This window comes from Ancylobacter sp. TW_SC_1 (assembly GCF_056836805.1).
Map to the genome: position 1 here is coordinate 394,776 of NZ_CM166365.1, position 12,094 is coordinate 406,869.

Genomic DNA, 12,094 nt, shown 5'->3' on the forward strand with positions numbered 1-12,094 from the left:
CCCGCACGGGCTGGTTCACGCCCCGCGAGGCACATGTCAAGCGGCGGCGGGCGGAAGCCGCCGGGTCAAGCTTCCGGCGGCCATCCGGCCTCGAGTTCGTCGAGCCAGACTCCCGCCGCAGCGTCGGAGGGCGCGCGCCAGTCGCCGCGCGGCGACAGCGAGCCGCCGGAGGAGATCTTCGGCCCGTTGGGCAGCGCCGAGCGCTTGAACTGGTTGGCGAAGAATCGTTTGAGGAACAGACGCAGCCAGTGGCGGATCTCGTCCCGCGAATAGGCCCGCCGGTCCTCGGCCGGCGTGTTGGCCGGCCAGCTGCCGCGCGCCGTGTCGCCCCACGCCTGCTCGGCGAGATAGGCGATGCGCGAGGGCCGGTAGCCGTACCGGGTCAGGTAGAACAGGTTGAAATCCTGCAGCGCGTAGGGACCGACCACCTGCTGGGTCGACTGGATGGTCGCACCCGCATCGGCCGGCACCAGCTCGGGCGAGATCTCGGTCGCCAGCACGGCGTCAAGCACTGCGGCGGTGTCCGCCGACACGTCGCCCGAGGCGGCGACAAAGCGGATGAGATGCTGGACCAGCGTCTTCGGCACCGAGGCGTTGACGTTGTAGTGGGACATGTGGTCGCCCACGCCATAGGTGCACCAGCCGAGGCCGAGCTCGGACAGGTCGCCGGTGCCGACCACCAGCCCGCCGCGCTGGTTGGCGAGACGGAACAGGTAGTCGGTGCGCAGCCCGGCCTGCACATTCTCGAAGGTGACGTCGTAGACCGGTTCGCCCTTGGCGAAGGGGTGGCCGAGATCGGCCAGCATCTGCCGCGCCGCCGGGCGGATGTCGATCTCCGCGCCGGTGACGCCCAGCGCACGGATCAGCGCCTGCGCGTTGGCCCGCGTCGCGTCGGAGGTGGCAAAGCCCGGCAGGGTGAAGGCGAGCACGTCGGTGCGGGGCCGGCCGAGCCGATCCATCGCCCGCGCCGCGACGATGAGCGCCTGCGTCGAATCGAGGCCGCCGGAGACGCCGATCACCGCATGCCGCACGCCGGAGGCGGCGAGCCGCTGCGCCAGCCCCTGAACCTGGATGTTGTAGGCCTCGTAGCATTCCTCGGCGAGGCGGGAGGCGTCCACCGGCACATAGGGAAAGCGCTCGACGATCCGCTCCAGCGCGACCGCCGCCGCCGGCCGGTCGAGAGTGAAGCCAACGCTGCGGAATCCCACCGCTCCCCCGGCCCGCACGCAGTCGCCGAAGGTGTTGGTGCGCATGCGCTCCTGGCGCAGCCGGTCAAGGTCGACATCCGCGCACAGCAGGGTCGGCCCGTCGGGAAAACGCTCGCTCTCGCCGAGCGTGTCGCCATTCTCGAAGATCGCCGCCTGGCCGTCCCAGGCGAGGTCGGTGGTCGATTCGCCCGGCCCCGCCGCGGCATAGGCATAGGCGGCGATGCAGCGGGCGGAATGGCTGGCGCAGAGCAGCCGGCGATGGCGCGCCTTGCCGATGGTGATGTTGCTGGCCGACAGGTTCAGCAGCAGCTCGGCGCCCACCATCGCCCCCCGCGTCGAGGGCGGCAGCGGCACCCAGAGATCCTCGCAGATCTCGACATGGAAGGTGACGCCGACCTCGCCGCCCGAGCGGAACAGCAGGTCGTCGCCGAACGGCGCCTCGCGGCCGGCGACGGCGATCGTTCCGCCCGTGCCGATGCCCGGCGCGAAATGCCGGCGCTCGTAGAACTCGCGGTAATTGGGCAGATAGCTCTTGGGCACCACGCCGAGCAGCGCGCCGCGATGAATCACCACCGCCGTGTTGAAGAGCTGGCCCTCGCGCCGCAGCGGCGCGCCGACGACGAGCACCGGGTGGAGATCGCGCGAGGCCGCGACGATCGCGCCGATCGACGCCTCGACGCGGTCCAGCAGGGCGTCCTGAAACAGCAGGTCGTCAATGGCGTAGGAGGAAAGGCCGAGCTCGGGGAACAGCAGCACAGCGGCGCCGCGCCGGTCACCCTCCCGCGCCAGCGCCAGATGTTCATCGACCGCGAACGCCGGATCGGCGACGCGCCCGCGCGGCACGCAGGCGCCAACGCGCAGGAAGCCGTGGCTGTACAGGCAGGTCGAACGGGCCATGCATACCTCGTAGCCGCGAGGGCGGCCGGCTCTCATCGCCCGGCCCCATCGCCGCCGATCTTTACCCGCCTGAACGCCGACGGCCAGATGAAAGACACGCACCGGCGTCGATGATGCCGATCGCCGTTCCGTTCACCCGATCCGCCCGTTACTATCGGTCCCGCGATCACCGCAAGGGGTGGCGGCCGGGGTTTCCGGTTCGGGGGAAGAGGCATGAGGAGCGCGGTGGCCGGCATGGCCGGGATCGGGATCGCCGCCGCGCTGGGGGCGCTGCCGCCGGCGGCACTCGCGGCCGATCCGGCGACCGCCCGCTATGTCCTCCAATGCAAGGCCGAAGGACCGGGCTTCTATTACGTGCCGGGCTCGGACACCTGCCTGCGGGTCGGCGGCTATCTCTGGGCCGAGACCTATTACAATACCTTCACCGACTACCCGCGCGAGAACGCCAGCACCTACTGGGTTTCGACCTTCGGCCTGCAGATCGACGCGCGCAACGCCACCGATTACGGCCCGCTGCGCTCCTATACGGACATGCGGATCATCTGGCGGACCGCCGAGCCCTGGGGGGAGGCGCCGGAAAACCAGGCGGAGTTCCAGCCCTGGGACATGCATATCGAATTCGCCGGCCTCACCGCCGGCTATCTGCAGTCCTTCTTCGACTTCTATGCCAACGCCAATGTGATGGGCACGGACCCGCTGACCATCGGCGACCAGACCCAGCTCCCGGTCCTGGGTTACACATGGAAGCTGCCGAACGGGTTTTCCGCCCAGCTCGCGCTGGAGGGATCGAGCGCCCGCGACGCAGGCATCCTGCCAGCCGTGTCCGCCGGCGCGGGCTCCGACCCGGACGAGGCGGCCGGGACGGCGACGCGCTGGCCCGAGATCGTCGCCACCTTCGGCCAGAACGGAAGCTGGGGCGACTTCCTGCTGTCGGGCGCGCTGCATCAGATCGCGCAGGCCGAGACGGCCGGCACGATCGGCGCCTCGACCGACGAATGGGGCTATGCGCTGCAGGCCGGCGTGATGTTCAACCTGCCCTTCATCGCCTCGGGCGACACGCTCTATCTCCAGGCCGCCTATGCCGACGGGGCGGTGTCCTATCTCGGCCTCGTCGATGCGAGCGGCGACTTCACGGCACCCGACGCCTTCATGCGCGCGGATGGCAGCCTCTCGAAGGTGCGCGGCTGGAGCGTGGTCGGCCAGTTTCTGCACAACTGGAACGACACGTGGAACTCGGCGCTCTACGGCGGCTATGGCCGCTTCGATATCGAAGATGTGCTCGCGCGGTTCACCTATGGCGCCAGCGGCGTCGGCAACTGGAATCTCGGCGCCAACATCACCTGGACGCCGGTCGGGCCGTTCGCGGTCACGCTGCAATATGACTACAATCTCTACAGCGCCGACGATTTCCGTCCCGCCTCCAAGGGCCTGCCGATCGCCTCGCAGGCCGCGCACGAGGTGCTGCTGATGTTCGCGGCGACCTTCTGAACGAGGCCTCCCCGCGCAGCGCCGCGCGTGGAGCAATCGGTACCGCGCCGGAGCGGAAGGGGGCTCAGGCCGTGCCCATCTCGTTGAGCGCCATCAGCGATTCGGGCAGGACCTGCCCGCCATCAATGGACAGCCCCTGCCCGGTGACATAGGCCGCCTCCTCCGTCGCGAAGAACAGCGCCGCATTGGCGATGTCGAACGGGGTGCCGAGCCGCTTCATCGGAACCGAGGCCTCCATCGAGGCGATGTAGTCGGGGCCGTTGCCCTCCAGCCCCTCGGTGAAGATGTTGCCCGGCATCACCGCGTTGACCGTGATGTTCCACGGCGCCAGCTCGATCGCCGCCGTGCGCATGAAGCCGAGCTGCCCGGCCTTCGAGGCGCCGTAATGCGACCAGCCGGGATAGCCGGTGATCGGCCCGGTGATCGACGAGGTGATGACGATGCGGCCCTTCTTCTGCGCCTTCATAGCCGGCAGCACGGCGGAGACCGAGAGGAAGGTGCCCTTCAGATTGGTGTCGATCACATGGTCGAAATCGGCCGCCGTCATCTCGCCGAGCTTGGCGGCGGGGAAGATGCCGGCATTGGCGCAGAGCACGTCGATCGCGCCGTAGCGCTCGAGCGCCGCCTTGGCCATCGCCTCGGTGTCCTGCGGGCGGGTCACGTCGGCGGCAAGACCCGAGGCGTTGGGGCCGATCTCGCCGGCCACCTTCTCAGCCTCGGCGAGGTTGCGGCTGACGACCAGCACGTTCAACCCGGCCTGGCCGAAGCGCAGCGCGATGCCGCGCCCGATTCCCTTGCTGGCGCCGGTGACGATGACGGTCTTGCCTGCGAGCGACGTGAACATGGTGAGGCCATTCCCCGATCTTGATGCCTGGACAGTGTTTTTCGGGACGGCTCCGCCCGCGGCACCACATAGTGCCGTCCGATTGGGCTGCCTTCCTTTTCATCACGTTGCGCTGTCAAATTAGTGTTGTAAAGCCCAAATCCAAATGTTTAGGATCACACACAGTCCAACATAAAAACCACATCCGCATCGCCCGGATGTCGACCGAACGCGCGGCCGAGACCGTTCCGCGCCAACAATCCAGAGGGACTTCGAAATGGCAGGAATTTCGAGAAGGTCAGTGCTTCAGGGAATCGGGACGGGCCTCGGCGCGCTCGCCGCCGCCGGCCCGCTGATGAACGCGAACAAGGCCTGGGCCGCGCGCGAAAAGGAACTGAATATCCTGTGCTGGGAGGGCTACAACTCCGCCCAGGTGCTCGATCCGTTCCGCTCCAAGACCGGCGCCACGGTGAAGGCCGAGAGCCTCACCAACGATCCCACCATGATCAACCGGCTGCGCGCCGGCGAGATCAACACCTGGGATCTGATCAACGTCAACAATCCCTGGGCGCGCAAGGTGATGCTGCCCGAGAAGCTGATCAAGCCGCTGCCGAAGGCGGAGTTCGAGCCGTTCTTCGACAAGATGCTGCCGATGTTCAAGCCGCCCTACAAATGGGCGATGAGCGATGACGGCAAGGATCTGCTCGGCATGGCCCAGCGCTTCGGGCCCTACAGCTACGTCGTCAACACCGACAAGGTGAGCCGCAAGACCGCCGAGGAGGTGGGCTGGGACCTGTTCAACGATCCCGCCCTGGCCGGCAAATACGGCATCCTCGAATCCGACGACTGGAACGTCTTCAACATCTTCATCATCGCCGGCATCGACCCGTTCAAGGTCCACACGCCGGACGAGTTGGCCAAGTTCGAGGAGACCGCCAAGCGCGTCTTCAAGGGCGCCAAGCTGATCGGCGACATCGCCTCGATGAACCAGGCGCTGATTTCCGGCGAGATCGACCTGCACATGACCGGCGGCACCTATTCGGTCTCCCCGGCCCGCGCCGACGGCCACCCGAACCTGCGCGGCATCACCCCGCTCAAGGGCCCGCTGCCGGGCGGCAAGGGCGGCATCGCCTGGATCGAGATCACCTCGACGGTGAACAATCCGAACCTCTCGCCGCTGGCGCTCGACTTCCTGAAATATGTGCAGGCGCCGGACGTCGCGCACACCGTCGCCTTCGCCGAGGGCACCTTCAACCCGGTCTCGCAGATGGGCAACAAGGCCTGCTTCGACCTGTTCACCAAGGACGAGCTCGATGCCATCCAGTGGGACAGCCTGCAGGAGGAGATGGACCGGTCGGCCGAGTACGACATCGTGCCCGACTACGACAAGGCACTCGACCTGATGAACGCCGCCAAGCGGCTGCGGGGATGAACGGGTCGCCCTCGCCTCCCTCTCCCCGCCGGGGAGAGGGGTAGGGTGAGGGGTCTTCGACGCTCCTCGACCGCGTCTCCCCTCACCGACCCGCTTCGCGGGCCACCTCTCCCCAATGGGGAGAGGATTGGAGAGGCCGCCCCCCCGCATCAACACCCCCCCGGCGGCGGCCCCGCCGCTGCCGGGCGCAGAACGGAAGACGACATGCTCCAGACCCTGCCGGCCGCCACTCCCGACGCCGAGCTGCCGCCCAAGCCGATCCTTCAGCTCGTCGGCGTGCGCAAGACCTTCGGCGCCTTCACCGCCGTCCAGGGCATCGACCTCGACGTACGCGAGGGCGAGTTCCTCACCATCGTCGGCCCCTCCGGCTCGGGCAAGACCACGCTGCTGCGCATGCTGGCGGGCATGGACACCCCGACCGAGGGCAACATCACGCTGCATGGCGAGCTGATCAACGACGTCCCGCCCAACAAGCGCCCGACCTGCCTGGTGTTCCAGTCGCTGGCGCTGTTCCCGCACAAGAGCGTGGGCGAGAACATCGCCTTCCCGCTCAAGGTGAAGGGCGTCGACGCCGCCGCGCGCAAGGCGCGCGCGCTGGAACTGATGAAGGTCGTCCGCCTGCCCGAGACCTACCACGACAAGAATGTGATGAAGTGCTCGGGCGGCGAGCGCCAGCGCGTCGCGCTCGCCCGCGCGCTGGCCTACGACCCCGAGGTGCTGTTCTTCGACGAACCGCTCTCGGCCATCGACTACAAGCTGAAGAAGACACTGGAGAAGGAGCTGAAGGACCTGCACCGGGAGACCGGCAAGACCTTCATCTACATCACCCATTCGCTGGAGGAGGCGATGGTGATGTCCGACCGCATCGGCGTGATGCGCGCCGGCCGGATCGTGCAGATCGGCACGCCCGAGGAGATCTACGGCGCCCCGGTCGACCGCTTCGTCTGCGAGTTCGTCGGCGAGGTGAACACCATAAGGGTGCGGCGCGGCGCGGACGGCGTCTGGTCGGGCATCGACGTGCCCGGCACCTTCGCCGTGCGCCCGCCGCAGGCAGACCCGGCCCACCCGGGGGCCGCCCTCGACGAAGCCTATGTGGTGGTGCGGCCCGAATTCATGCGCTTCCTCGACCCCGGCGAAAGCGCCGACAACCGGCTCGAAGGCACCGTCTACAACGAATATTCGCTCGGCTCGCGCATCCAGTACCAGGTGCGCACCGGCGGCAAGGACATGCCTGAGAAGGTGATGCTCGTCGAACTCTCGCGCGGGCGGGCGCTGCCGCCCGGCGCTGACCGGCACGTCACGCTCGGCTGGGACGCCGCCGACGCCTTCACGCTGGGGAGCTGAGAGATGGCCGACATCGCCATCGCCCACAGCCCCGAGACGACGGTGCAGCTCCGGCAGGGCCGCAGGCTCTCGCTCGGCGCGCGCTGCGCGCTGCCGGTCGCGATCCTGCTCGGTATCGGCTTCCTGGCGCCGCTCGTCGCCATCTTCGGCTACGCCTTCGCCACGCCGCGCAGCTTCGACGTGTTCTCCAGCTTCACGCTGGAGAATTTCGCGATCCTGTTCGACACCTCGAACACGGTGTGGCTGTCCTTCGCCTGGTCCTGCGGCTTCGCCCTGTTCACCGTCGCCATATTGGCGGTGGTCGCCTATCCCATCGCCTATGGGCTGAACCTCGTCTTTGGGCGCTGGTCGGCGCTCATCAGCGTGCTGTTCGTCTTCCCGCTCTTCGTGTCGGAGAATGTCCGGCTCTATGGCTGGGTGCTGTTCTACATCAAGAACGGCGTGCTCGACGGCACGCTGAAGTGGCTGGGCCTGCCCGGCGGGCCGGAGGTGCTGTACACGCCCGGCATCACCCTGTTCGGCATGGTCTACACCTACCTGCCCTTCATGCTGTTCCCGATGACGCTCGGCCTCGCCCTCGTGCCGCGCGACCTCGTCGACGCGGCGCGCGATCTGGGCGCCGGCCGCCTGTTCATCTGGCGCGAGATCGAGCTGCCGCTCGCCATGCCGGGCATCCTCATCGGCATGCTGCTGACCTTCGTGCTCGCCATCGGCGCGACGGCGGAGGCCAAGATCCTCGGCGGCCAGTCGATCATCGTCATCTCGCACGACATCGAGATCGCCTTCACCTATTCGCAGAACTGGCCGCTCGGCTCGGCCCTCGCCGTCGTCGTCACCTTCTTCATCGGCGCGCTCACCCTGTTCGCCCTGTCGAAGCTCGACCTCGACCGCATGCTGGGGAGGCGCTGAGATGGCGGGCGGAAATCTGGCGGGTGGAAATCTGGCCCGCGCGCGCCGGCGCACCAATGCGCTGATCTGGGCGTGGACGCTGTTCGTCCTCGTCGTGATCTATCTGCCGATCCTGTGCGGCGCGCTGGCGAGCTTCAACAAGAGCCGCTATTTCGGCTTCCCCATCAAGACCTACTCGACCGACTGGTGGGCCAAGACGACCGATTCGATCGAGATCGGCATGATCGTGAAGACCTCGATCTCGGTGGCGCTGCTGGTGACGATGTTCGCCGTCGTCATCGCCACCTTCGGCGCGCTGGCCTTCGCCCGCTACGACTGGAAGGGGCGGCGGCTCTACCAGAAGCTCATCCTGCTGCCGATCTTCTTCCCCCAGCCGGTGCTCGGCCTCGCCATGCTGCTCGGCTTCAACGCGGTCGGCATCCAGACAAGCTGGATGACGGCGGTGTTCGCCCACATGGTGTGGATCGTACCGGTGGTGACGCTGGTCATCGCCATCCAGGTCTACGGCTTCGACCCTTCGCTGGAAGAGGCCGCCTTCGATCTGGGCTGCTCGCGCTTCCAAGTCTTCCGGGAGGTGACGCTGCCGCTGCTGTGGCCGGGAATCTGGTCCGGCATGCTGTTCGCCTTCCTGCTCTCCTGGAGCAATTTCCCGCTCTCGCTCTATACGACCGGCGCCGACTCGACGATCCCCGAATGGCTCTACGCCAAGATGGTCGCCGGCTACACGCCGATGGTGCCGGCGCTCGGCACCATGGCGACGCTCGGCGCGGCGGCGCTGCTGCTCACCGGCGGGCTGGTCGGCATCCTCGTCCGGCGGCGGACCGCGGCATGAGCACCGGCGACACAGCGGACCGGCGACGCCCGCGCCTCGACAAGGCGGCGCGGCAGGACCGCATCCTCGCCGAGATGATGGCTTCCGCCACGCTGCGCGTCGGCGATCTCGCCACCGAGCTCAGCGTCTCGACCGAAACCATCCGCCGCGACCTGTTCGAGCTGCAGGAAAAGGGCCTGATCAACCGCACCTATGGCGGCGCGGTCCGGCCTTTCGCCTCCGAGCCCTCGGTCACCGAACGCCATGGGCTGATGGTGGCCGAGCGCGAAGCCATCGCCGCGGCGACGGTGAAGCTCATCGAGCCGAAGGAGGTGATCGCCATCGGTGCCGGCGCCACCACCACCCATGTCGCCCGCCGCATGGCCGCCGAGTGCCGCGACCTCACTGTCATCACCCATTCCTTCTCGGTGGCGACGGTAGTGTCGGCCAACCCGACCATCGACGTGATCATGTGCCCGGGCCGCTACAACGCCCGCGAGGGCATGATGGTCGGGGTCGAGACCGGCGAGTTCCTGCAGAACTACAACGTCAACCGCGCCATTCTCGGCATTTCCGGCATCACCACCGACGGGCTGGCCGATGCCGAGGCCCCGGCCGCCTGGGTCTACCGGGCGATGATGAACCGCGCCGCCGAGACCATCATCGTTTCCGACCACAAGAAGTTCGACGTCCCCTCGCTCGCCATCTGGGCGCGCATCCCCGACATCCAGCGCCTCGTCACCGATCGCGCTCCGACGGGTACGATGTCGCGCGCCCTGGCGCGGGCGCGGGTGGCGATCACCATTGCCGACGCCTAGGACATGCCATGACGCAGCCCATGTATGACGACGCCTTTCTGGCACGGCTCGAAGGAGGCCTGCGCGCCGCCCTGCCGCGCTGGGGGCTGTCGCAGGCCACGCAGCTGCGGCTGCTCACCATTTCCGAGAACGCCACCTTCCGCGCGCATGATCCGGCAAGCGCCCGCGACGTGGTGTTCCGCGTGCACCGTCCGGGCTATCACAGCCGCGCGGAGATCGAATCCGAGCTGGCCTGGCTGACCGCACTCGGCCGCGAGAACATCGTGCCGACCCTCACCCCGGTGGCGCAGACCGACGGCAGCCTCATCGCCGAGATCGACGACGGCGGCACCATCCGCCACGCCGTCGCCTTCGGTCTGCTGCAGGGCAAGGAACCAGCGGGGGACGACGATCTCGCCCGCTGGTACCGCGAGCTCGGCATCATCAATGCGCGGCTGCACGGCCATGCGCGCGGCTGGCAGCGGCCCGAGGGCTTCGTGCGCAAGGTGTGGGACTACGACGCCATGCTCGGCGACGTGCAGCTCTGGGGCGACTGGCGCGCCGGCCCCGGCCTCGACGCCGAGGGGCTCCGGGTGCTGGAGCGCACCGCGCAGGTGCTGCGCGAGCGGCTCGACGCCTATGGCAAGGGGGAGGACCGTTTCGGCCTCGTCCATGCCGACATGCGCGTCGCCAACCTGCTGGTTGACGGCGACACGCTCTCGGTGATCGATTTCGACGATTGCGGCTTCAGCTGGTACCTCTACGACTTCGCCTCCGCGGTCAGCTTCAGCGAGCACGAGCCCTACATTCCCGAGCTGCAGGCGGCGTGGATCGAGGGCTACCGCACGGTGGCGCCGCTGTCCGACGAGGACTGCGCGCTCCTGCCCGTCTTCATCATGCTCCGGCGCATGCTGCTCACCGCCTGGGTCGCCTCCCATTCGGAGACGCCGACGGCGCAGGAGCTCGGCGACGCCTACACGCACGGCACGGTCGCGCTCGCCCGCGACTTCCTCGCCAGATACGATACCGACGGCAGCGCCGCCGAAACCCGGAGGGCGGCCTCGTGAAAAGCCAGGAACTGCAGATCCTCTCGCTCAACGCCTTCTCCGGCGGCTCCGGCGAGATGGCGCCCGACATCGCGGCGCTGGTCGAACGGCGCCGCAAGAGCTTCGGTGCCGGCTCGGTGCTGTTCTACGACGAGCCGCTGAAGATCGTGCGCGCCGAGGGCGCCTATCTCCACGCCTCGGACGGGCGGGCCTATCTCGACTTCTACAACAACGTGCCGACCGTCGGGCACTGCCACCCGAAGGTGGTCGAGGCGGTGCGCCGGCAGGTCGGCGAGTTCAACATCCACTCGCGCTATCTGTTCGATGTCGCTCACGACTACGCCGAGAAGCTGCTCGCCACCTTCCCGGCGGCGCTCAGCAATGTCGTGCTCACCTGCACCGGCAGCGAGAGCAACGATCTCGCGCTGCGTCTCGCCCGCAAGGCGAGCGGCGGCGAGGGCGTCGTCGTGACGCAAACCGCCTATCACGGCAACACCGCCATCGTGACCGAAGTCTCGCCCTCCTCCTACAGGAACGGCGCGCCGCCGCGCCATGTGCGCCTGGTGCCGCCGCCGGACCCGGCGATCTTCGGCAACGACGTGGCACAGGGCTTCGCCGACGCGGTGAGCGCGGCGATCGCCGACATGGAGGCGGACGGCATCCGCTTCGCCGGCCTGCTGGTCGATTCGATCTTCTCCTCGGACGGCGTCTATGCCGACCCGGCCGGCTTCCTCAAACCCGCGGTCGAGGCGGCGCACGCGGCGGGCGGGCTGTTCATCGCCGACGAGGTGCAGCCGGGCTTCGGGCGCACCGGCGAGGGCATGTGGGGCTTTGCCCGCCACGGCGTGGTGCCGGACATCGTCACCATGGGCAAGCCGATGGGCAATGGCTACCCGATCGCCGGCGTCGTCACCCGGCCCGAGATCCTCAGCGCCTTCTGCGCCGATTTCGGCTACTTCAACACCTTCGCCGGCAGCCCGGTGGCCTGCGCCGCCGCGCTCGCGGTGCTGGAGGCGATCGAGGAAGACGATTTGATCGCCAACGCCGCCCGCGTCGGCCGCCACCTGATCGGACGGCTGAAGCGCCTGCAGGCGCGCGCGCCGATCACCGCGGTGCGCGGCGTCGGGCTTTATGTCGGCGTCGAGTTCGGCACCGCGAAGGGGCCGGCGCCGGAGATCGCCCGGGGGTTGATCAACGGCCTGCGCCAGCACGGCATCCTCATCGGCGCCGCCGGACGCTTCGGCAACGTGCTGAAGATCCGTCCGCCGCTGTGCGTCACCACCGCCCATGCCGACGCGCTCGTCGACGCCATGGAGCACCTGCTCGACTGAACGCGGCG

At 68.3% G+C, this 12,094-nt stretch carries 10 protein-coding genes; 8 read left to right on the forward strand and 2 right to left on the reverse strand.

Going from position 1 to position 12,094, the window contains the following annotated elements:
- Positions 1 to 65 precede the first annotated feature (65 nt).
- On the reverse strand, positions 66 to 2,105 hold the full coding sequence (locus AC1PZ7_RS01785; RefSeq protein ID WP_482357808.1) for an NAD(+) synthase: 2,040 nt from the start codon (positions 2,103 to 2,105) through the stop codon (positions 66 to 68).
- A gap of 213 nt (positions 2,106 to 2,318) precedes the next feature.
- Between AC1PZ7_RS01785 and AC1PZ7_RS01790 the strand changes: the two genes are divergently transcribed.
- Positions 2,319 to 3,593: a porin gene (locus AC1PZ7_RS01790; protein WP_482357809.1), complete on the forward strand. Its 1,275-nt coding sequence runs from the start codon at positions 2,319 to 2,321 to the stop codon at positions 3,591 to 3,593.
- Positions 3,594 to 3,657: 64 nt separating this feature from the next.
- Here the strand turns inward: AC1PZ7_RS01790 and fabG are convergent, their stop codons facing one another.
- The gene (gene fabG / locus AC1PZ7_RS01795) at positions 3,658 to 4,437 is read right to left on the reverse strand and encodes a 3-oxoacyl-ACP reductase FabG (protein WP_482357810.1); all 780 of its coding nucleotides are present in this window, start codon (positions 4,435 to 4,437) and stop codon (positions 3,658 to 3,660) included.
- 256 nt (positions 4,438 to 4,693) lie between these two features.
- Between fabG and AC1PZ7_RS01800 the strand changes: the two genes are divergently transcribed.
- From AC1PZ7_RS01800 to AC1PZ7_RS01830, 7 genes are all read left to right on the forward strand, one after another.
- Positions 4,694 to 5,848 carry an ABC transporter substrate-binding protein gene (locus tag AC1PZ7_RS01800; protein WP_482357811.1) on the forward strand — a complete coding sequence of 385 codons (1,155 nt, stop codon included), beginning with the start codon at positions 4,694 to 4,696 and terminating at the stop codon, positions 5,846 to 5,848.
- A gap of 204 nt (positions 5,849 to 6,052) precedes the next feature.
- Positions 6,053 to 7,192, forward strand: a complete 1,140-nt coding sequence (locus AC1PZ7_RS01805) for an ABC transporter ATP-binding protein (protein WP_482357812.1) — start codon at positions 6,053 to 6,055, stop codon at positions 7,190 to 7,192.
- 3 nt (positions 7,193 to 7,195) lie between these two features.
- Positions 7,196 to 8,101, forward strand: a complete 906-nt coding sequence (locus tag AC1PZ7_RS01810) for an ABC transporter permease (protein WP_482357813.1) — start codon at positions 7,196 to 7,198, stop codon at positions 8,099 to 8,101.
- A 1-nt stretch (position 8,102) separates the two neighbouring features.
- Positions 8,103 to 8,933, forward strand: a complete 831-nt coding sequence (locus AC1PZ7_RS01815; protein ID WP_482357814.1) for an ABC transporter permease — start codon at positions 8,103 to 8,105, stop codon at positions 8,931 to 8,933.
- On the forward strand, positions 8,930 to 9,730 hold the full coding sequence (locus AC1PZ7_RS01820) for a DeoR/GlpR family DNA-binding transcription regulator (RefSeq protein ID WP_482357815.1): 801 nt from the start codon (positions 8,930 to 8,932) through the stop codon (positions 9,728 to 9,730). The genes AC1PZ7_RS01815 and AC1PZ7_RS01820 overlap by 4 nt, the downstream gene beginning before the upstream one ends.
- Positions 9,731 to 9,738: 8 nt before the next feature.
- Complete coding sequence (locus tag AC1PZ7_RS01825) at positions 9,739 to 10,776, forward strand: phosphotransferase enzyme family protein (protein WP_482357816.1); 1,038 nt, start codon at positions 9,739 to 9,741, stop codon at positions 10,774 to 10,776.
- A gap of 17 nt (positions 10,777 to 10,793) precedes the next feature.
- Positions 10,794 to 12,086 carry an aspartate aminotransferase family protein gene (locus AC1PZ7_RS01830; protein WP_482359543.1) on the forward strand — a complete coding sequence of 431 codons (1,293 nt, stop codon included), beginning with the start codon at positions 10,794 to 10,796 and terminating at the stop codon, positions 12,084 to 12,086.
- The last annotated feature ends 8 nt before the right edge of the window (positions 12,087 to 12,094 follow it).